20 protein-coding genes are annotated in these 21,220 nt (G+C 62.9%); 3 read left to right on the forward strand and 17 right to left on the reverse strand.

Annotated features, from left to right (window positions below):
* Positions 1-12: 12 nt before the first annotated feature.
* The 16 genes from ABIN98_RS23615 to ABIN98_RS23690 all read right to left on the reverse strand — a co-directional run bounded on the left by ABIN98_RS23615 (position 13) and on the right by ABIN98_RS23690 (position 16,350).
* Complete coding sequence (locus ABIN98_RS23615; protein ID WP_346913752.1) at positions 13-612, reverse strand: pentapeptide repeat-containing protein; 600 nt, start codon at positions 610-612, stop codon at positions 13-15.
* The gene (locus ABIN98_RS23620) at positions 612-1,079 is read right to left on the reverse strand and encodes a flavodoxin domain-containing protein (RefSeq protein ID WP_346913754.1); all 468 of its coding nucleotides are present in this window, start codon (positions 1,077-1,079) and stop codon (positions 612-614) included. The genes ABIN98_RS23615 and ABIN98_RS23620 overlap by 1 nt, the downstream gene beginning before the upstream one ends.
* The gene (locus ABIN98_RS23625; RefSeq protein ID WP_346913756.1) at positions 1,076-2,332 is read right to left on the reverse strand and encodes an FAD-dependent oxidoreductase; all 1,257 of its coding nucleotides are present in this window, start codon (positions 2,330-2,332) and stop codon (positions 1,076-1,078) included. The genes ABIN98_RS23620 and ABIN98_RS23625 overlap by 4 nt, the downstream gene beginning before the upstream one ends.
* Positions 2,329-3,825: an aldehyde dehydrogenase gene (locus tag ABIN98_RS23630; RefSeq protein WP_346913758.1), complete on the reverse strand. Its 1,497-nt coding sequence runs from the start codon at positions 3,823-3,825 to the stop codon at positions 2,329-2,331. The genes ABIN98_RS23625 and ABIN98_RS23630 overlap by 4 nt, the downstream gene beginning before the upstream one ends.
* 10 nt (positions 3,826-3,835) lie before the next feature.
* Complete coding sequence (locus tag ABIN98_RS23635) at positions 3,836-4,660, reverse strand: aspartate dehydrogenase (protein WP_346913760.1); 825 nt, start codon at positions 4,658-4,660, stop codon at positions 3,836-3,838.
* 3 nt (positions 4,661-4,663) lie between these two features.
* Complete coding sequence (locus tag ABIN98_RS23640) at positions 4,664-6,337, reverse strand: thiamine pyrophosphate-binding protein (RefSeq protein WP_346913762.1); 1,674 nt, start codon at positions 6,335-6,337, stop codon at positions 4,664-4,666.
* A gap of 10 nt (positions 6,338-6,347) precedes the next feature.
* Positions 6,348-7,136, reverse strand: coding sequence for an SDR family oxidoreductase (locus ABIN98_RS23645; RefSeq protein ID WP_346913764.1), 789 nt, complete (start codon positions 7,134-7,136; stop codon positions 6,348-6,350).
* Positions 7,136-8,050: a VOC family protein gene (locus ABIN98_RS23650; protein ID WP_346913766.1), complete on the reverse strand. Its 915-nt coding sequence runs from the start codon at positions 8,048-8,050 to the stop codon at positions 7,136-7,138. The genes ABIN98_RS23645 and ABIN98_RS23650 overlap by 1 nt, the downstream gene beginning before the upstream one ends.
* Before the next feature lie 24 nt (positions 8,051-8,074).
* Positions 8,075-8,890, reverse strand: a complete 816-nt coding sequence (locus ABIN98_RS23655; RefSeq protein ID WP_346913768.1) for an alpha/beta fold hydrolase — start codon at positions 8,888-8,890, stop codon at positions 8,075-8,077.
* Positions 8,891-8,897: 7 nt separating this feature from the next.
* Positions 8,898-9,641 carry an SDR family oxidoreductase gene (locus ABIN98_RS23660; protein ID WP_346913770.1) on the reverse strand — a complete coding sequence of 248 codons (744 nt, stop codon included), beginning with the start codon at positions 9,639-9,641 and terminating at the stop codon, positions 8,898-8,900.
* Positions 9,641-10,684: an aromatic ring-hydroxylating dioxygenase subunit alpha gene (locus tag ABIN98_RS23665; RefSeq protein ID WP_346913772.1), complete on the reverse strand. Its 1,044-nt coding sequence runs from the start codon at positions 10,682-10,684 to the stop codon at positions 9,641-9,643. The genes ABIN98_RS23660 and ABIN98_RS23665 overlap by 1 nt, the downstream gene beginning before the upstream one ends.
* 161 nt (positions 10,685-10,845) lie before the next feature.
* Entirely contained in the window at positions 10,846-11,613 is a 768-nt protein-coding gene (locus ABIN98_RS23670; protein ID WP_346913774.1) for an ABC transporter permease, read from the reverse strand.
* A gap of 77 nt (positions 11,614-11,690) precedes the next feature.
* The gene (locus tag ABIN98_RS23675) at positions 11,691-12,665 is read right to left on the reverse strand and encodes an ABC transporter substrate-binding protein (protein ID WP_346913776.1); all 975 of its coding nucleotides are present in this window, start codon (positions 12,663-12,665) and stop codon (positions 11,691-11,693) included.
* Between the two features lie 33 nt (positions 12,666-12,698).
* The gene (locus tag ABIN98_RS23680; protein ID WP_346913778.1) at positions 12,699-13,469 is read right to left on the reverse strand and encodes an ABC transporter ATP-binding protein; all 771 of its coding nucleotides are present in this window, start codon (positions 13,467-13,469) and stop codon (positions 12,699-12,701) included.
* Entirely contained in the window at positions 13,459-13,761 is a 303-nt protein-coding gene (locus ABIN98_RS23685; protein ID WP_346913780.1) for a recombinase-like helix-turn-helix domain-containing protein, read from the reverse strand. The genes ABIN98_RS23680 and ABIN98_RS23685 overlap by 11 nt, the downstream gene beginning before the upstream one ends.
* A gap of 390 nt (positions 13,762-14,151) precedes the next feature.
* Complete coding sequence (locus ABIN98_RS23690) at positions 14,152-16,350, reverse strand: MMPL family transporter (protein ID WP_346913782.1); 2,199 nt, start codon at positions 16,348-16,350, stop codon at positions 14,152-14,154.
* A gap of 246 nt (positions 16,351-16,596) precedes the next feature.
* Between ABIN98_RS23690 and ABIN98_RS23695 the strand changes: the two genes are divergently transcribed.
* The 3 genes from ABIN98_RS23695 to ABIN98_RS23705 all read left to right on the forward strand — a co-directional run bounded on the left by ABIN98_RS23695 (position 16,597) and on the right by ABIN98_RS23705 (position 19,646).
* Entirely contained in the window at positions 16,597-17,109 is a 513-nt protein-coding gene (locus ABIN98_RS23695; protein ID WP_346913784.1) for a hypothetical protein, read from the forward strand.
* A 201-nt stretch (positions 17,110-17,310) separates the two neighbouring features.
* The gene (locus ABIN98_RS23700) at positions 17,311-18,768 is read left to right on the forward strand and encodes an FAD-dependent monooxygenase (RefSeq protein ID WP_346913786.1); all 1,458 of its coding nucleotides are present in this window, start codon (positions 17,311-17,313) and stop codon (positions 18,766-18,768) included.
* Positions 18,765-19,646, forward strand: a complete 882-nt coding sequence (locus tag ABIN98_RS23705; RefSeq protein WP_346913788.1) for a polyprenyl synthetase family protein — start codon at positions 18,765-18,767, stop codon at positions 19,644-19,646. Before ABIN98_RS23700 ends, ABIN98_RS23705 begins: the two co-directional genes overlap by 4 nt.
* An 8-nt stretch (positions 19,647-19,654) precedes the next feature.
* Here ABIN98_RS23705 and ABIN98_RS23710 read toward each other — a convergent pair whose 3' ends face one another.
* Positions 19,655-20,968 (reverse strand): cytochrome P450, encoded by a 1,314-nt coding sequence (locus ABIN98_RS23710; protein ID WP_346913790.1) that lies wholly within the window; start codon positions 20,966-20,968, stop codon positions 19,655-19,657.
* Between the last annotated feature and the right edge of the window lie 252 nt (positions 20,969-21,220).

Below are 21,220 nucleotides of genomic sequence, written 5' to 3' on the forward strand. Positions count from 1 at the left end.
CTCTCGGAAAAATCAGTCGTAGGTGTAGCCGAAGGACAGGCCGAACCGGTCCGCGGTCAACGGCCGATTGCCGGTCAGCGCCCGGCGCAGCCACAGGCGGCCGTGGATCTGGGTGTCGGTGAAATCGGCGTTGTCCGGAAGCCGGACACCATCGCACCAGAGCCCGCCCAGCCACTCTGCGCCGGAGAAATCCGCCTGCTTGCGTAAGCTCGCGCCTTCCAGCGAAAAGTTGCCATAGGCAACCACGCCTGAGAAATCCGCGTCGTCTTCGAAAACGGCGCCGTTGAAATTACCGATCCCGCGGAACTCGCATCCGGCAAAGGAAACCTTGCGGGAGAAGGTCACCTCTTCGAAGCGCGCGTCGTTGCGGAACGACGCGCCGGCGAAGGAAACCTCCCCGCCGAAGACCGATCCGCCGAACCAGGACAGGCCCTGGAACACCGCATCACGTGCGTCGATGCCGTCGGGAAACCGTGCGTTCCGGAAATCGACGCCTGCCAGTTCAAGACCGGCAAGGTCGAGCTCGCCCTCACACTCGATTCCCGAAAGATCGATGCGTTCACCATGATGCCACGGCGTCGATAGTTTTTCGCGGATTTCCCGGGCCAGCATCAGGCTGCCTCTGAAGCCTGTTTTTCAGCGAGCGCAACCATTTCCTCTGCCCAGGGCAGAGCCAGATCGTCGGCCATGTCACTACCGGACGCGTCATGGGTCAGCCGATCGCCGAGTTGGGTCGCTCCGTGTTTGGCGAGCAGGTCGGCGATGTGCTTGCTGCCGTGGTTGAAGGTCTCGTCATATTCGGAATCGCCGAGACCGAAGACGGAGAAGGAGACACCGGAGAGATCCGCACTGGACTGCGCCATGGCTTCCGCGAAAGGCTTCGCCGAGGCCGGCAGTTCGCCGTCTCCATAGGTGGAGCAGACGACCAGGTAGAACCCGCCCGCCTCGAAGTCGTCCGGAGCGAAATCGGACAGGTTGACAGCTTCGGCCTCGTGGTCGCTTTCCAGGCCGGAGACGATGTCCTCAGCCAGCATCTCGGCATTTCCGGTTTCGGTGCCGTAGAGAACAGTGATCTTCATCCGTTGATCTCCTCAGATTTTTGCAGGGCCAGAGCCAGCATGTCCTGCCGGCAGGCGATCTTGCGGCGGGTTCTGTCCGCCGGCAGGTCGGCCGTTTCGGCCTCATCGATCCGCTTCCAGCCGGCGTAATCGACCAGATCTGTGCGTTCCGCCATCAGGCTATCTCGCCCGCCTTTTCCGGCATCTGCGCCGGCGGCGTCAAGATCCGCCAATATACGGGTGGCAAGCGCCTGCGCGTCCGCACGGTTTTCCGGAATGGTCCCACGCGGGCCGCGCCGGAACCAGCCGGTCGCGTAGAGACCCGGAGCGAGCGCGCCGGCCGCCAAATCGTCTGCCGATGCAGCCAGTTCGTCCCGCCCCAGAGGGCCGGCTGCGGCAAACCCGACGGCGGTGATGAAGCTGTCGCAGGCGATCTCGGCCACATCACCACTTGCACTTTGGAACCGGACACCGGTCACCTTGCCGTCTTCGCCTGTGATTTCCGCCGGTGTCAAACCGAAGCGGAAGGTGAGCTGGCGCGGACCGGCTCCATGGCCGTCAACCGCAGCCAATGCGTCCAGCTTTTTCTGACCCTCGTCACTCTGGGCAGTCCCCATGTCCTCGACGCGGATTGTCACGCCGGAAAGCTTGGAGAGTTCCTTGATCATTTCCGGATCGAATTTCGCGGCTTCGGCCGCCGAGCGTCCGACGAGATCGATGGTCTCGATGTCGTTGCCGGCAAGCCAGGCGCTCGGACCGGCACCGAAATCGGATCCCGCAAGTTCGTCAGGCGTCTTGCCCAGGATACGCAACAGGTCGATGGCGACATTGCCGTTGCCCATGATGACGACCTTCTTGCCGAGCGTGGGCAAGGGGTCGGCGTCTGGGTGTTCGTAAAGCGCACGAGTCAAGTCGCCAGCGCGGATCACGCCTTCTAGATCCTCGCCCGGTATGCCGAGCGACCGGTCGCCGGGAAGGCCGGCCGCCAGAACGACCACATCGTAACAGGCACGTAGGTCATCCAGGGACACATCTTCGCCGACGGTCAAGTTGCCGATGAAAGTGGCACCCATGCGCTCGAATACCCGCTCGAACTGGCGCGTGATCCCCTTGGTGCCCTGGTGATCGGCAGCAACGCCATAGCGCACCAGACCATAAGGCACCGGCAGGCGGTCGATCAGGTCGACCTTGAGCTCCGGATTGGCCTTGAGCAAAGCCTGCGCCAGGAAGCACCCGGACGGACCGGCCCCGATAATGGCGACGGATGCACTCATGCGGCTCCCTCCATGGCAGGCAGAGCCCAGGGATGCGGCTTGCCGGAGAGGTCGGTGTAGATCGACTTCTGCGCCATATAGGCGCGCATGCCTTCCCTGCCCTTCTCGCGTCCGATGCCGCTATCCTTCTCGCCGCCGAACGGGGTCGAGATGGAGAACTGTTTATAGGTGTTGACCCAGACCGTGCCGGTGCTGATGGCCCGTCCGACACGCCAGGCTTTCGGGAAGTCCTTGGTCCAGAGACCGAGGGCAAGACCGTAGCTGTTGTCGTTGGACTGGGCGATGACGTCCTCTTCGCTGTCGAAGGGCAGCACGGCCAGAACCGGTCCGAACACCTCTTCACGGCACATACGCGCCGTATTCGGCAGGCCGGCGATGATCGTCGGCAGATAGTAAGCGCCCTTGGCGTAATCCGCACCTTCCGGCATCCTGCCGCCACAGAGGATCTCACCCCCGTCGGCGCGGGCGGCTTCCACATGTTCGGCCACACTCTCGCGGTGATCGAAGTGGATCAGCGGCGCCACCTGGGTATCCGCCTCGAACGGATTTCCGACCTTGAGCCGCTTGGTGACTTCCACCAGACGGGACACGAACTGATCGTAGATCGGCCGCTCGACGAACAGGCGCGCACCGGCGATGCAGCTCTGACCGGTGGAGGAGAAGATGCCGAACAGAACACCGGCAATCGCCTGGTCGATGTCGGCATCGGCAAAGACGATGGTCGGCGACTTGCCGCCCAGTTCGAGCGACACGGGCATCAGCTTTTCCGCCGCCTGACGGGCAAGCTGGCGGCCGGTGGTGGTGCCGCCGGTGAAGCTGACCCGGGCGATATCCGGGTGATCGACCAGCAGATTGCCGATCTCGCGGCCCGCCCCCGGCAGCACGGAGAACAATCCCTTCGGCAGGCCGGCCGCTTCCACAATCCGCGCCAGCTCCAGGCTGACCAACGGCGACCAGGACGCCGGCTTGAGCAGGACCGCGTTGCCTGCGGCAAGGGCGGGCGCCACCTTCTGGGCATCCGATGCAATCGGCGAATTCCAGGGAGTGATCGCACCGACCAGCCCGAGCGGTTCATAGACCGACAGGGTCATGGCATCGCCGCGCTGAACGGTCAGCGCCTCGTCGGAGGTTTCCAGCACCGCGCCGAAATAGCGGAAGGTTCCCGCCGCCGACATCGCAAGCGCCTTGGTTTCCTTCAAGGTCTTGCCGGTGTCCCGGGTCTGGATAAAGGAAATCCGGTCCGCATTCGCTTCGATGCCGTCGGCGATGGCATAGAGGTATTTCGCCCGCTCATGAGCTTTCAGATTGCGCCAGGCCGGATCGGCCTGGGCAGCGCGGGCGCGCTCGATGGCGCGCAGACCGTCGGCCTGCGACGCGCCGCGCAACACGCGGTTGACCGAACCGTCGGCGGGAAAGATGGAGGTGATTTCCGGGCCCGTGCCCTCTTCCCACGCGCCGCCGACGAAAAGTTTGCCTTCAGGAAGGTCGATCATCCGGATCTCCTCAAATCGCAACTGGAGCGACGCGGTTTCGCAACTCCCGCAGAACGCTGTACACCGTGGTCACGGACGTCTTGATGTTGCCCGGCGACGGCAGGTTCTCAATGCGGATCGACGTGCGTGCGACGCCGGAAACCGCGGTGAATTCATGAGTGTTGCCGGACGCAGCCGGATCGGCGATCAGCTCGACCTTCGTATCGTCGAAGCCGAGGCCGGCGAGCGCAATCGTTGCCGCCACATTGGCGTTCTTCGGATACTGCGCGGCCGCATCACGGGCCGTGCCGGAGAAGAACACCGTGGCTTCCGTGAGCCCATCGAGATCGACCGCGGATTCCGCAGGCGTTCCGGCCCAGGCCGCAGGTGGCTTGCAGCCATGGTAGGTGACCGACGTCAGTCCCGCCGGGCGCAGGGCGGCCAGCAGATCGATCCCGCCGACCGCTCCGGCCGGCAGCACGATCCGCGCACCGCCTTCTTCGGCTGCCGCGCGAAGCTCGGCTTCCAGGTCCCGGTGCGCAAAAGCGCCGATCGACACGAGCACCACATCGACGCCCGCCTTCAGGATTGTCGGCACATGGCTGACGACGGCCTGATGACCGGCACATTCAATGACAAAGTCGGGCTTGGCCGCCAGAAGCTCTTCGGCGCTGGAGACAGCGACAAAGCTGCAGCCCAGACCGCCATGGTTGGCTTCAAGGTCCTTGCCCAATTCGTCCGTTTTCTCCGGCAGTCCGAGCACCGTGAGCGCTTCCAGCTTGATTTCCGGGGTCTCCGCAATCAGCCGCAGCAGCGTTCCGGCGATATTGCCGTATCCGATCAATCCGAGGCGCATGGATCAGGTCCTGTTTCCCGCAGCTCCGGCGGGCGGGCCGGAAAAGGCCTGGGCGAAGGGACCGATGGCGCACATGTCGACCTCGATCACCTTGGGCCCTTCGACGGAAACGGCTTCCTCGAAGGCTTCCGCGAATTCGTCCACCGAGCCGATAGCCCGATGGGGCATGCCGATCGAAGCACAGAAGGTGGCGAAATCCGGCGTCGCCAGAGCGGAATAATGCCGGCGGGAGTCATACTGCGCATCCTGGATGTTCTGGATGACGCCATAGGCCTTGTCGTTCATCAGCACGTAGACCAGCCCGGCCTTTTCCTCGACCGCGGTGATCATCTCGGAGATGCCGAGCATCGTGCCGCCGTCCCCGAGCAGGGTGACCGCCTTTGCTTCCGGCGAGGCAATAGCCGCACCGATGCCCATGGCCACACCCTGGCCGATACCGCCGCCGAGGGCGTGGACGCCGTGACGGGGCTCGGAAATGCGGACATAACGGTTGCCGAAGGTGGAATTGGAAATGGTGACGTCACGCACCCAGGGATGCTTGCCCTCAGAAACCCGCACGGCGAGTTCGTCCGCAATCACCCGGTAAGGGCCGAGCACATCGCGCATCCGGCCTTCGGCTGTCGCGCGTGCCGTCGCGATATCGAACGCCTGGTTCGGATCGACATCGAGTTTTTCCGGCAGCAGCTCGAGGATCCGGCCGAGCGTGTCCGCGGCATCGCCATGGGCGAAGATCTCGACCGGATAGTTGCGGCCGCCCTGGGTGGCGTCCGCGTCGATCTGGATCAGCGGCGACGGCAGAACCATCGCGTTGTTGTGGGTCTCGTTGCCGCGAAGACGCGAACCGACGACGATCATCAGGTCGGACTTGCGGTAAAGCTCCTGGGCCTCCGGCGTCATGTTGAAGGCACCGAGGTTGCCCGGCTGCTCTTCGGAGACGATGGCGCGGCCGTTGGTGCTGGTAACGATGCCGATGCCGCGGCGATGAAGTTCGCTTGCCTCCTTGGAGGCGCCGCGGGCGCCACCGCCGAGCCACAGCAGCGGACGCTTGGCCGTTTTGATCCGGCCGGCGATCTCTTCGATAACCGCATCAGGCGCACGCGGCGTCATCGGTACCGGCGCATGGATGGCTCCGGTCTCGCAGGCCTGGGTGCGCTGGACGTCGACCGGGATTTCCAGGCTGACCGGGCCCGTCGGCGCGCTCAGGGCGGAGGAGACGGCGGCGGTCAGGGTGCCGACCGCATTGCGCGCATCCCACATGCGGAAATAGGCCTTGGAGACACCTTTGAGCATGTCCGGCTGACGCGGCACGTCGTGAATGGCGGCGCGGTCCCGGTCGGCGAATTCGACATCGACCTGCGTGGTGATGTGCAGGACCCGCGATCCAGCGGTCAGGGCTTCGGCCTGGGCTCCGGCGGCGTTACCGGCGGCTGTACCGGTCGAAGTGATGACCACGCCGAGGCTCTGGGAGACGCGGGCATAGGCATCGGCCATATTCATAGCGCCTGCCTCGCCACGCGCCGGCACGAAGCGGATCCGCTCCTGGCGGGCGATCGCGTCTAGGATCGGCATGTTGTGGATCGAGATGACGCCGAACACGGTTGTGACGCCGATCTCGGCGAGGTAGCGGGCGATGAAGTCACCGACCGTCTCAGTGATCGTGATCTTTTCCATTTTCATTTTTGTTCCCTCAAATATGCCGGGAGACGCCGCCCGAGACCTCGATCTGTGCGCCGGTGATGTAGCTGGCGGCGGGCGAGCCCAGGAAGGCAATCGCCGCAGCGGCCTCCTCCGGCTGCCCCAGCCGTCCTAGCGGGATACGTTTTTTCGAAGCGAGATCGGCGTACCAGTCTTCGCGGCACTGGCTCTTGTCCTCGCGGGCTTCGAACCGGCGCTGCCACTGGCCGGAATCGACCAGACCGATCAGGATGGAATTGACCCTTACCTTCGGCGCCAGTTCCACGCTCAGCGACTTGGCCAGGTTCTGCACGCCTGCCCGGGCGGACGACGTGCACACCATATGCGCTTCCGGCTGGTAGGCGAGCAGCGAGTTGACCACGACGATGGAGCCGTTCGCTTCCGCCAGCATCGCCTTGAAGGCGCGCACCGGACGGACCTGGCTGAACACCTTCAGCTCGTATTCGGCACGCCAGTCGTCATCGGTCGTCTCGGCGAAGGTCGATACCCGGCCCTGACCAGCGTTGTTGACCAGCAGATCGCACCGGCCGAACCGGTCCTGAACATCGACGGCGAAGGCCTGGACATCGGCCTCGTCGAGCACGTTCAGCGCCTTGGCGAACACCCGGCCTTCACCGAATTCGGCGGTCAGGTCCGAGGCTACCTTCTGCAGCCGCTCTTCATTGCGGGCGCAGATGGCCACGTTCGCACCGCTTGCCAGAAGCAGGCGCGTCGTCGCCAGTCCGATGCCTGAAGATCCGCCGGTCACCACCGCGACCCGGCCGTCGTAGCCGTAATGCATCAGTTCTTCCTCAGTTCCGGGAAGCCGGGATCGGGACGGCCCTGCATCACTGCGCGCTGCGCCGGGGTCGGAGGACCTGCGGTCATCCAGCGGTCCATGGCTTCCGGATCGTTGCGCGACCAGACCTTGGCCTCATGGGTCGCCTCGTCGATCTGCTGCAGTTCGGAGGTGAACTCGATCACGAAACCGGACGGAGAGACGAAATAAGCGAAGGGGTTGTTGCCCGGTCCGTGCCGGCCAGGACCCCAGGTCGGGACGTGACCCTTCTGCTTCATCCGGCCAATGCCGCGCATGAACTCGTCAAGCGTCGGCATCTCGAAGGCCACGTGATTGACGCTCGGATAAAAGGCGCGCACCAGGGCGATCGAATGGTGATCGGTATTGCAGCGGAGAAAGACCATTTGGTCGGCGGAATAGTCGGACACCCGGAAGCCGAGTACCTTACAATACCAGTCCTGAAGACCTTCCATGTTCGGCGTATTGAGCACGACATGGCTCACCTTGCGCGGCATCGCCCAATCGTCCTTCGGCTCCAGTTCCTTGGCCTCTGTGCGGAAGCGCAGGCGGCGGTTGTCCGGATCCAGGATCTCGAAGCCATAGCCACCGCAGAAATCGGGGAACGGTGCCGGATCGCCGAGGACGGCAGCCCCCGCCGCCGTCACCTGGGCATGCAAGGCGTCCATCGAGGCCCGGTCGGGCATGGAAAAGTGGACATATTCGATGCCGTAGACCGGCGCATCCTTGAGGCCGTAGAGAAACGGCTCGGTGCCCGTACCGCGCAGGAGAACCTCGTCGTTCCCCTTGTGCGACAGGTCGAGGCCCCACATGTCTTCGTAGAACGGCAGCGTCTCGGTGATACCGGGACCGCGCATCATGATGCCGCGCAGGGCGCCGACGCGTATCGGATCAGACATTTTCCAATCTCCTGTTCCGGCCCGTCACTGTGCGGGCGAAGTCATTGAAGCCAGCGCCGCGGCAAAAGCCCGGGGCGCCTGCTGATAAAGGGCGTGTCCCGCCGACGGCACTTCCGTGAACGTGCCGCGCACGGCCGAAGGTATGGCGGCATAGGTCTTGCGGGCGGCTTCCGGTGGCGTCACCACGTCTTCCGAGCCCACGATCACATCGGTCGGCACGGTCAGCCGGGCGGCATCGTCGAGCAGACGGCCGGACGCCAGCATGCGCACCGCCATGTCGTAGCCGGGGCTGGAGACCCGGGACATCGCGTCGTAAACACGGGCGACCAGATCCGGATTGGCCTCCGGCTCGAACACCAGCCGAGCCGCACGGGCTTCGGCGAATTTTTCAGCACCAAGGGCTGCCAGGTCATCCAACCGCTTCTGGGCCGCGGCACTCAACGCAGAACCCGGCGTCACCCCATGGCCAAGCGCGGTGGACGCCAGCAACAGATGCGCCACGCGGTCCGGATGCGCGGTCGCAAACGCCGCGGCGATTAGGGTACCCAGCGAATGGCCGACGAGCAGCACCCGCTCCAGTCCGAGACGATCCAGAAACCCTTTCAAGGCTTCGGCATAATCGGCGGCCTGAGGCCAATCCTTTGCCAGAGGCTCTGATCCGCCATAGCCCGGCGCGTTCCAGACGATCACCCGGAAGGACGGGGCGATCTGATCGAGAAACGGTGCGAAGGACATCGCATTGCTGCCGATGCCGTGGAGCAGCACCAGAACCGGGCCATCGCCCTGTCCCGGACGTTCCAGGTATTCGATACCGCCGGAAATGTGGGTCTGGACAGTCATCGGCGGCTCACTTGAAAACGAAACCGTTGTTGACCGGCATCACCTGGCCGGTCAGGGTCAGGGCGCCCTCGCTGACGAGGAAGGCGATCACGTCGGTGATCTCGGAAGCCGCCTGGGGACCGGGAACCGCCCTGCCCTCGGCATAGAGCCGATGCCGGGCTTCCGGCACATAGTCAGTCGATTCCGTGGTCAGGATGCCCGGTGCGACGGCGGTGACGCCGATCCGCTCCGGACCGAGTTCGCGTGCCAGCGAACGGGTCATGGACATGACCGCGCCTTTGCTTGCCACGTAGGACAACAACCGGGGGGCCCCCCAGAGCGCGGTGTCCGATGCCACATTGACGATGCGGCCCGAGCCGGACGCCGCCAGCATCGGCCGGCAGGCACGGGTCATCAGCCAGGTGCCGCGCACGTTGACGCGCATGACCCGGTCCCAGCTGTCGATCTCGATCTCGTCGAAGGGAATGCCACCGATGCCGGTCGCGATCGCGCCGTTATTGACCAGACCATGGAGCTTGCCGCCCGTCTCAGACGCGATGGCCTCGCCAAGTGCCTGAATGGAGTCCGGTTCGCCGAGATCGACCGGGAAAAAGCGAACCGCCTCGCCAAGTTCGTTCGCCACGGCACGGCCTTCCTCCTCGGCGATATCCGCCAGGATCAGCCGCGCGCCATGGCCGGCGAGACACCGGGCGATTTCACGCCCGAGGCCACGCGCCGCACCGGTGACGAGTATGGTCCGCTCTTTCAGCATTATTCGGCCGCCTCACTGGCGGTCAGTTCGGCCTCGATCTGGCTCTTGGCCGCACGGGTCAGCATCTGGCGGATACGGGAAACGCCGAGGTCGTGCTGATAGAGCATCTCGCGCTTGCGGGCGTCATCCGGCATGCCTTCCAGCATGACCCGGTCCTGTTCGAGCACGTGCCAGTGGTTTGCCTCGAGCTTTGCGCGATAGAGGAAGCGCCAGCTTTCGCGCGCCAATCCGCTGACCTTGCGCAGACGCCAGAAGAACACCTTGCAGGTGGTGGCATCGATCGGCGCAACGAAGCCGACAATGCGCATGTTGCCGCCCGGCCCGGCGGCCTTCGGATAGGGAATATCCAGGAAGCAGAACATGGTGCCCGGATGAACCTCGAACTCGCTCCAGTCGAAGTTCTCGCCGGACTGCTCGACCCGGCTGACGCGGAAGCCGTCATCGGTCTTGTCGAGCTTCATCAGGTCCTGCTTGGCGCCATAAGCGAGCGTGAAGCTTTCCGAATGCAGGTAGCAGCCGTGCATGGGATCGGCGAGGTTGTCGAGGGCGTAGCGGTAGTTGGTGCCCCAGACGGAGGTACACAGGAAACCGGTCCACTCGTCGCTGGTGAACTCATGCGGCAGGGCCAGTTCCGGCGGCTCCGGCTGCTCGACGCTCGGCATGTAGACGAAGACAGCGTCGTGGGTTTCGGTGGTGTGGAAGGAATTCAGCGCCTTGCGGCCTTCGAGGGCGCATTCCGGCATGGCTGGCACCCGCTTGACCACGCCTTCCCCGTCGACGATGACGCCGTGGTAGCGGCAGCCGATATCGCCGTCATGGATCTCGCCGTAGGAAAGCGGCGCGCCACGGTGCGGGCAGAAATCCTCGATGCACTGGATCTTGCCTTCCTTGTCGCGCCACAAGACCAGTTTCTGGCCGAGCAGCTTGGCGCCGTAAGGCCGGGAATCCTTGACTTCAACGGATTTGGCGACCGGGTACCACTGTCCCAGGAGCCCCTGGTTGACGCGTTCCTCGATCAGCGCTTTCTTATCGATATCGGCCATGTCTCTCCACTCCTTAGTCCAAGACCGGCGGTCCAAGTTCCCGCCCCGGCTCTCACCTGTGCTTCGGTGTCTTTTTCTCGCAGTTGTCCCTGCCCGGCCGGTGTTGCCGGGGTGGTCAGTTCTGCATGTCCCTCTGGCCGGATCGGCCGTTGCCGGTCCGTTTAGCTCTGCGCTTTCGGCAGGTAATGGAGCACGCGCTCCTCGACCCGCGCGATCGCGGTGTAAAGAATGATCCCGATGACCGTGAGCAGCACGATGGCGTTGAACACCATGGCCGCATTCGCCTGGCCGCCGCCGTAGGAAATCAGGAAGCCGAGCCCGACGTTGCCGCCGACCAGTTCACCGACGGTGACACCAATCACGGCGAGGGTCGACGCAATGCGCAGACCGGCAAGCAGGTTCGGCATGGTGGACGGCATCTCCACCTTGAAGAAGACGCCCAGGCGGGACAGGTTGTAAGCGCGCGCCAGATTGACCAGGTCGCGGTCGACCGTCTTCATCGCCTGCAGCACGTTGACCAGCACCGGAAAGAACACGATCAGGACGGTCACCAGCAGCTTGGGCATGGCGTTGTAGCCGAACCACATGATGAACAGCGGCGCGAAGGCCACCTTGGGCGCGATCTGCAGCGCCAGGATATAAGGCGACAGCACCTTCTCCCAGAAGCTCGACATGCCCAGAACGTAGCCGATCACCGCGCCGAGCAGGCTGCCCAGGGCGAACCCCAGCACAGTGTAGACCGCGGTGGAGATCGTGTTGCCGAGCAGGTTTTCCTGCTGCCACATGCGGACCATTTCCACCGCGCAGTCGGACACGGTCGGAATGATATACTTCGGCACGCCGAGCGCGGGCGGCAGGAACTCCCAGCACAGGAGCAACACGGCCAGGACCGCAAGGCTCATAAACAGGGTGCTTTTCGACGAAGTCATCGGTTTCTTCCGTCTCTTCTGGTCCTCACGGGTCGCGGCGGCAGGCGCCGCGACCCCTATTGAAGGACTAGCGTCCGTCATTGCGGGACGAATTCGTTGGTATAGAGATCTTCCACCGGAACGGCCGTCTTGACGATACCGTTGTCGATATAGAACTTCTGCACCTTGGCCATACGCTCCGGATCGAAGGCGCCGAGCGGCTGACCTTCGCCGGCCGGGTAGACCTTCTCCACATAGGCGCGCATCACGGCTTCGATCGCCTTTTCCTTGCCGGTGTGCTGCGGCACGAAGGAGACGTATTCTTTCGCAGCCGTGGCCGGATCGGCCTGGATGTCCTTGAGGGCGCGGATCACGCCGGCAACGATGCCTTTCACGACTTCCGGACGCTCGGCAATGGTCTTGTCGGAGGCCAGGATCGCCTGGGCCATGGCCGGGAACATGGTGTCCACGGGAACCTGTTCCATCGGAACGCCAGCAGCTTCAATGGCCGCAATCCACTCAGGAACACCGGACATGCCCTGCAGAGTGCCGGCAATGGTGAGCTGGATGATGCCGCCCGGGCCGACGCCCTGAATGTTGACGTCATTCTTGCCCAGGCCGACGGAGGCCATGGCGCCGAGCAGGTTGTAGTAGGTCGTGTCCTGGAAGCCGAGCACGCCGATGGCCTTGCCCTTGAAGTCAGCCGGTCCGGTGATGCCGGAATCCTTGCGCCAGGCAAGCTGGGTCAGACCACGGCCGCCCAGGAGGGCTACGCCGCGAATGTCCAGGCCGTTGGCGCGCACGATGATCGGCGTGTCGCCGATACCGCCGCCGAGGTCGGCGTTACCGACGGCAACCTGAGTGGCGACATCCGCGCCGCCCTTGCCGACCATGAAGGTGACATCCAGACCCGCATCGGCGAAATAGCCCTTGTGCTTGGCAAGCTGGAACGGGGCGAAGGCCGGCAGAAAGTCCGGTGCCGGGAAAAGGTAGCTCACCTTTTCGGCCGCCTGAGCGGCACCTGCGGAAACCGCCATCACGGCGGCCATCATGCTAATTGCGAAACGCTTCATTACAGAGATCCCCTGCTGGATTTCAAAAATGATCTAGATAGTCTTTTCTTCTAGTTTGAGCAGCTCGAAGAGCTGCGCGGCGTAGTTATTGACTTCCGGCAACTTGCGCCGCTGCAGTGGCCGTTCACGGTGTGGCAGATCGACCTTGATTTCCGCGATCACGCGTCCGGGACGCTCCGACAGGACCAGGATCCGGTCGGACATCAGGACGGCCTCGGCAAGGTCGTGGGTAATCAGAAGGGTGGTCTTCCGGCTTTCCGAAATCGTCTCCGCGAAGCTGTTCTGCAGCAGCATCTTGGTCTGCGCATCGAGAGCGGAAAACGGTTCGTCGAGCAGAATGATCTCGGGATCGATGGCAAGGGTGCGGGCCAGGGCCGCGCGCTGCCGCATCCCGCCGGACAACTGGTAGGGATAATGCCCTTCAAAGCCGTCCAGGTGGCAGTGCTTGAGTTCCTTCATGGCGATGGCACGACGCTCGTCGCGCGCTACCCCACGGGACTCCAGGCCGAATTCGATGTTGTGCACGATGCTGCGCCAGGGAAGGAGCAGATCCTTCTGCAGCATGAAACCGACATGCTGGTTCGGACCGGTCACCTTCTCGCCACTGACCAGGACATCGCCGACGGTCGGCTGATACAATCCGGCGGTCATGCTCAAGATGGTGCTCTTGCCGCAACCGGACGGACCGACGACAGAAACGAATTCACCCTCATCGACGCGGAAGCTGACGCTGTCGACAGCGGTCATCATGCCGCCGGTGCGGGACTCGAATTCCTTGCTGACGCCGCGAAATTCAAGCGCCATAACCGTTTTCCAGGTAAGCGCTGTCGAACTCCGCGTTGATGGCGGTGAGCTCTTCGGACAGAAGCGCCTCGGTCCAGTCGGTCTTGCCGGAGATCGGCGCGACGACCTTGCGGTCCGTCAGAGCAGTGGCAACAGCGGCGTAATCGGCGGCGCCAGCACCATAGATTTCCATCAGCGCCTCGGCGAGTTTTTCCTCAACCTCGGTCAATTCCCGTCCCCGGGACTGGTGGGCTAGCGCCGGACGGCTGGTGTCGAACGCTTTTTGCGATAGGCGGTCTTTGAACAGATCCATGTGACCCTCTGATTTTGTTCAATTTTGAACACATTGATCAATTATGATGATTGCGCGGATGAAGGGGTCGAGTCAATGAAAAATTCACAAAGCCGGTTCGGAAGGTGCGCGGGAGGGAAATGCCGGTCGGGAAATGCTTGCTCCTGCTGGCCGGAAAACAATCTGCATTACAATGAATAAAGCGGACACGATGGTCAGAGTTCCGCCTTGGTGGTCGTTAAGTCGGACCGGGTGATTTGGCACGGAAATCGGATGGCGCAGCGTTCCCGCGCCGGGGCAAAATCGTTCCCATAAAAGAAAACAGTCAAATGGCGGCAGATATGATTGGCCACTCCCGGGGATTCACGACATCCCCCGACAGAACAACAAACCTGCATCCGGGTGCGTGCCCTAGACTTTCCCCTTCCACCGGGCGATCAGGCTGGGCAACAGCAACAGGTCACCGAGGAGGGCTGTCAGGAGGGTTGCGATGAGCATGCCGCCAAAGAGCCTGATGGTGTGGAATTCGCTGAACAGCGTGACGAGCAATCCGCAACTGATCAGCACGGTCGTGATGATCATCGCCTGTCCGGTCTCGCTCATGGCCGCAGCAAGCGCACCGCGGGTGTCCGGCCACCGCCCCCTTTCCAGCGTGTAGCGGTTGATGAAATGAATGGAGTCGTCGACAGCGATGCCGAAGGCGATGGTCAGCGACAGCAAGGCTGCGGGTGTCAGCTCGCTGGCGTTCAGAACATGCAGGGCGGCAACGGCGACCGCGATGGGAAGCAGATTGGGCAGAAGCAGCAGAACGATGAAGGACGGCGCGCGATAATAACCGGCAATCAGCAATACCGTGATCAGGCACGCGCCGCCGAGACCAAGCGAATTGCGCCGAACAAGCTCCAAGGTGTCATATCGCATAATCATCGGCTGACCGAAGATGTGCGCGGACGAGCCGGCCCGAACTGCCTCAACCAGCCGGTCCTGCGCCTCAAGGGTATCCTTGTCGAACATGGGTTCGGGCATCAGGGCGACGACACGCGCGCGTTTTCCGTCGCCGGTCAGAAACAGCGCCTTGGCATCCGACGGCCAGTTCGCGATTTCCTCAGGCGACGGCATCCGGTCGGTCCGCCCCAGCCACCGCCCCAGCGAAACCAGCGACAGCACCGTGTTGCCCGGCGCTTCCTTTTCGATCAGATCGTTCAACTGCACAAGGCGTTCCCAGTCGGAAGACGCGGCAAAGCCCTCACCGGTTTCATCTTCCGCATCGAGCTCGAACCAGAGCTGGTAGAAACCGCCGAATTCCTTGGTGATGACATCGTTGGCGTAAATCAAGGCACTATCGGCCGGCAGGTTGTCGTCCATCTTGAACCAGGGCTTGATGGTAACCACCCCGGCAAGGGCGACCGCAGCAAGGACAAGGCTACCGGCACGGATCGTTCCGGCATTATCCAGCATCCAGGACACCCGGTCCTTTGAGAGTGCGAACAGGACCCGGCGCCGGGCACCTGATTTTTTGGGCCACAGAACAGGCGCGAGCAGGCAGAAAACGGCGATGACCACCGCATAGCTCACCAGAACGGAAACCGCTCCCGCCACGGCCATCTCGCGTGTCTGTACATTCTCGCTGATCATGATCGTCAAAAAGGCGATCGACGTGGTCACGCCCGTCAGCGCACAGGCGGGGCCAACCGTCACGAGCGCCTTGCGGGCACGTGCGCGCGCCGTGTCGCTGTTGCCGTTGGCGCGCATGTTCAGGATAAGGTGCACAGTGTCCGCCACCCCTAGCACCATCACCAGCAAGGGGATCGCGTTATTCAGCACCGTGATCTTCAGTCCAAGCGCGACAAAGACCACCAGCGACGTATAGGCGGCGGCAATGGATGGCACCGCCGCCAGGAAGACGAGACGCAGATTACCGAAAACGATGAAGGAAACCGCAAGGACGACCGCCACCCCCGCGACATTGAAGATCCACAAATCCTGGCGCAGCGCCCGGACCATTTCCGGGCCTACGGTTTCCTCACCGGTAAAGGTGACGCGGAACCGATCACCGGCTGTCTCCGCCGTTATCTGTTTCAGTTCGGTCAGCAGATCAGCGGAAACGCCTTTGCCGGTCTCGATCAGGAACAGCGCCGATGTCCTGTCGGCGGAGACGGGCAGCTTCGGCTGAAGCTTCAGCGCGTCATAGGCGGCAAGCTGTGCCTCGACCGTTTCCACATCCAGCTCCAACGGCAGCACCGGTTCTTCCGGATGGTCCGGATGCCAAGGGGGAAACCGGGCCGATGCAAGGGAAAAGACCGCATCGACCCCGCCCGCCAGGGAATAGCCGAACTGCAGGTCGCGCAGAAGCTCATAGCCTGCCGCGTCCATCGGTTCAGGCGACTGAACCAGTGCCAGGAGCGGAGACGCCGATCCGCCGTTGGTGTCGGCGAAATCGAAATAGGCCTTCGCATGACCGCTGGAGGAAGCAAAGCTCGCGGTGATATCGTTCTCAAACCGGATATTGAGGACGGGGAAGACGGAAAGTCCCGCCAGAATCATCAGCACAATCGAAACAATGACGGGCCGCGACAGCGCCGCGTGGCCGGGCCACAACAGAAAATACAATCCGCCTCCTCTCCCGGCTGCCCGCCGGTACGCGCGGAAAGGGTCGTGATGACGATCGCTTTCCTATCCCCACGCCAGAATATCCGATGCAAGACCAAAAGCCATTCGGGACCCGGCTTCGCCGCGGCCCGGTCTTTTCAGTATCGGCGAACCTCTGCTAGCATTCGCATCCGGACCCGGTAAACTGGCTTGCGGGAACAAAATCCCGGATATATTCGTCCGGAGAGGCACTTGGGGACGCGCAACGTGACCAGAAAATCCTACTTCGCGGCTCCGGCCCTTGCCTTTGCAATTGCCTGCGGACCGGCTGCAGCCGATGATTTCCTGTCCAAAGCGGAAGGAACCTGGCGGGGCAAGGGATGGGCGAAGCAGAGCCTGGACGCGCCGAAGGAAGCCGTCTTGTGCCGCATTACGAACACCGTGGACGCCGGTAGCAACCGGCTGAAAACCTCGGGACGCTGCGCGGTCGCCAGCCAGACATTTACCGTGGAAGGACAGATTACCCTGGCGCCCGGGAGCGGCCGAATTACCGGTACCTGGCACATCCCGCAAGGCTCCGGTAACGCCGCCATTTCCGGCCAAAGACAGGGAAACCGCATTGTTTTCACTTTTCAGGCGCCCGAAAAAAGCACGAAACAGGACCTGTTGCACAAGAGCCTGTGGACACTCGGTGCATCTGCGCTGACGATTACCGCCAGCGTCAGACGACCGAATGATGGAAAGTACATCTCCTTGAGTTCCTTGAATTTTTCAAAATAGACATCGAACTTAAAACCATCCATCAGACTTATATGAAAATCGTCCCACCTTGTGCGGCAGAATAGTTCGATATCGGACAAATATTTTCTGCCACCGCCGACGTAAAGGACAACCAGTTTTTACTGGACTACACAGTATGTCTTTGCCCTAATAGTATTTGATTTTATCGGTCATTTTCAGGTGTTGGGCGGGCAGCGACACATGAACAGTTCAGAAGACATTGTCGAGGGGGCGCCCGTCTCCTCCCGCACTGTCATTGTCGGCGCCGGAATAGCCGGCCTCCTTGCTGCTCGCGTTCTAGCAGACGACTTCGCGGAAGTGGTTTTGATCGAACGCGATCGGCTGCAGGAACGAACCGGGCCCCGCCCCGGTGTCCCCCAGTCCGCCCACGGGCATCTTCTTCTCGCCGCCGGTTTCAGAACGATCACCGAACTGTTTCCCGATCTTGACCGGGAACTGGTGGAAGCCGGTGCCGTCCCGGGCGACATATGCGCCGACGGCATCGTCAACGTGCGTGGCAGACGCCTGCCGAGGTTTGCCTCCGGCCTCAAGACCCTCCTTATGAGCCGGACCCTTCTGGAAGGCCATATCCGGCAGCGGGTCACGGAAATCCCCAATGTCGCCATCCGCACCGGCTGCCGGTCCACCGGGTTTCTATTCGACCAAACAAGCTGCCGCGTGACCGGCGTCCGTCTTCGGACGACGGACGGCACGGAGGAAGACCTGGCCGCGGATCTCGTCATCGACGCCAGCGGCCGCAGCGCCGCCGCTTCGGCCTGGCTTGGCGAAAACGGCTTTGGCCGGGTTCCCGAGACTGTCGTCGATGCCCATGTGGGCTATGCATCGCGCCGGTTTTCGCTTCCTGCAAAGCAGGAGATGCCGTCGACGGGAGACTGGAAAGTCGCCGCTTGCGCCTGGCTGCCTCCGGACAACCGGCGCGCGGGCGGCCTCTACCGGGAGGAAAACGGCGTCTGGGTCGCAAGCCTGGTCGGAGCGTTGGAGGCCATTCCCTCCACCGACGAAAAGGCTTTTCTGGACCACGCGCGGCGGCTGGAAGACCCGGCACTTCATGAAGCCCTGCACCACGGCATGCCCCTGTCGAAGATCGCAGGCTACCGGGTGGCCGGCAGCCGTCGTCGCCGTTTCAGTCCGCTGGCCCGACGCCTCAAGCGGCTGGTGGTCATCGGGGATGCCCTGTGCACCGTCAATCCTTTCTATGGTCAGGGGATGACGATCGCCGCCCTTCAGGCACGCGCCCTGCAAGGGCGGTTCCGCCGGGGTGCTGCCCTGGGCGGCACTCCCCTCGACCGGGCCGCCCGTCATGCCCAGCGCGCTTGTGAGACGGTAACGGCGGTGCCGTGGCTGTTTTCCACCTCCGAGGATCTGCGCCACGGAGCGGCGGTGCAAGGCCGGCGCACTTTTGTGCACCGGGTGATCAATTGGTACGTCAACCGGGCCCTTGCCGTTGGCGGCCCACGCACGATCCGCGCGCTCTACAACACCATGAGCCTGGTCGACCCGCTTGCCCTCGCCCGCCCCGGCACCGTGTTCGACATTCTGCTCATGCCGTTTTTCAGACGGGACCGATACAATTTCAGAAAGAACAGCCATCAGCGGCCCTCGGCCCTGGAGGAGCGCTGCGGAGAGGATAGTATATGATGGATGCGAAAACCGAATTCAGCGGCGAGAAGGCGGATGTCCGCGAAGCGGTCGAGCGCTACCTGGAAGAGCAGTTCGCCGCCTATGCCGAGACCGAAGTCCGCCGGGCGGCTGAATATACCGCCCTTGGAGGCGGCCACCGTTGGCGGCCGATCGTGGCGATTGCGGCCGGGCGGATCTTTCACACCGATGCATTGGAGATCGCCCTGCCGGGGGCATGCGGCGCCGAACTTGCCCACGCCGCCTCGCTGATCCTGGACGATCTGCCGTCCATGGACGACGCCGCCCTCCGCCGCGGCAAGCCGTGTGTCCATCTGGTCTTCCCCAAATGGGCGGTGGACATGGCCCCGGTCTTCCTGGTGACCATGGCCTATGCCATCAGCCTCAATCACGACCGCTCGTCCGCAGACCGGCGCGTTCAGGCGGCTCTTGCCCTCAGTTCCGCCGGCACTGCCATGATCGAGGGCCAGTGCCTCGATCTTGCCAGCAGCCTGGCAGACGGCACGGAAGCGCAGATGCTCGATTGCTACCGGTTGAAGAGTGCCGCTCTTTATGGCGCTGCCGCGCGTGGCGGTGCACTCCTGTGCGGCGCCGGTCCTGAAGATGCGGACCGGATGGAACGCGCAGGCTTTTATCTCGGCCTCGCCTACCAATTCATGGACGATGTCGCCGACGTCACCGCCACGGTCGAACAAGTCGGCAAACAGGTTCATCAGGATGACGGCAAATTCACCGCAACGGCCTGGCTGGGCGTCGAGGGAGCCGCCGAAATGAGCCGGTCCTACCAGACGAAGGCCCTGGCCGAGCTTGCGCCCTACGGACCCGAAGCCGAATGGCTACGCAGTATCGTCTGCGAGGCGAGCTGGGCCACCCACTGAACGCCCGGCTATGCCGACACCGCCGCCTGTCGCCGCACCCCTGAAAAGGGCATCCGGGTCGCACCGCGCAACAGCAGCGACTTGCGCCATGACACCCTGCCCGCTTCGATGTCGAAGCGGGAATAGACATCCAGAAAGGCCTTGATCCCCACCTCCAGCACCATGCGGGTCAGCGCCGCCCCCAGGCAGAAGTGAATACCATAGCCGAAAGTCAGCGGCTGCGGATCCGGCCGGTCCAGCCGCAAGCGATCCGGCTCGTCGTAACGCCGCGGATCCCGGTTGGCGGCGACAAGCTGGATCATGATGTTCGATCCGGCCGGGATGCGCTTGCCGGCGAGTTCCATGTCGTGAGGCGTGTACCGCGGCGCAAATTTCACCGACGTGTCGAAACGGCAGAATTCCTCAACCGCATTCGGCCAGATTTTCGGATTTTCACGTAACAGAGCCTGCTGGTCGGGAAACCGGGAAAGCGCCAGGATCGAATTGCCGACCAGTCCGCCGGTCGTCTGCGACCCTGCCCCCAGCATCATCAAGGCCATGGTGATCGTTTCCTTGCGGCTGAACTCCTCACCCTCCGCCCGCACCATGGCGGTGATGAAATCGTCCTTCGGCTCTTGCTTGCGCTGTTCGGCCAGAGCGTCGAAATAGCGATAGAGTTCGTCGATGGTGGCGCTGACCGTTTCCGGATCGAACCGCAATAGAGGGTCGAGCAGCTTGACGATCACGTCGGTCATGCGCTGCGACCAGTCCCAGTCCTCCTCTGGTATGCCGATCAGGCTCGCAACGGCCGCATTCGCCAGCGGCCTGGTAAAGTCCCGCGTCAGATCGCCGTCGGGCTTGTCCCCAAGCCTCTCCAGAAGCCGATACGCCGTGGCCTCGATACGCCCTTCGAGCCGGGTGATGCTGCGGGAGGTGAACTCCCTGTGCACCATCCGGCGCAAGCGGGTGTGATCCGGGGGGTCGCTCACCAGGATAAGGTTCCGGAACGTCCATTGGGCCAACGGCGAAAGTTTCGAATAAGGCCGGACGTTCAACAGCAGGCCGATCGGCTCTCCCACCAGCAGATCGTCGCGCGAAAGCACTTCCAGGGCTTCGTCATAGCCGGTCACGACCCAGTGCCGGTAAAGCGTGCGATAGGTAACCGCTCCTTCCCGGTGCATGGCGGCGACCGCCGAGGTGGGGTCGCGGGAATACGACTCCCCCAGAGGATTTCCCCAAGGATCGAAGGCGAACACGAGACCGGCAAGTTTCGGACGGGCCGCAACAGCCTGCATCACCGGATAGAAGATCTGCTCGAAATGCACGCTTGGCCCTACCCTCATCAAACAGGCCGAATGGTAGGAAGGAAATTGTTCGGACACAAGGCACAAAGCCGCAGGAAGCCGGCTGATTTTCAGCGTTTTACAGCAATGACGCCGGTCAAATTCGCCCTATCCTTCAGGGATGCACGGCGGATCTCCCTCTCCTGCTACTCCGCAGGCCTACCTCCGCTCCGGTTTAACAGGAACCGCGCAAGAGCATTGCTTGAGACCATCCGGACAGGCAACGGCTCAAGGCTTTTGTTTCGTCTGCTC

Source organism: uncultured Roseibium sp. (assembly GCF_963675095.2).
Classification (GTDB): Bacteria; Pseudomonadota; Alphaproteobacteria; order Rhizobiales; family Stappiaceae; genus Roseibium.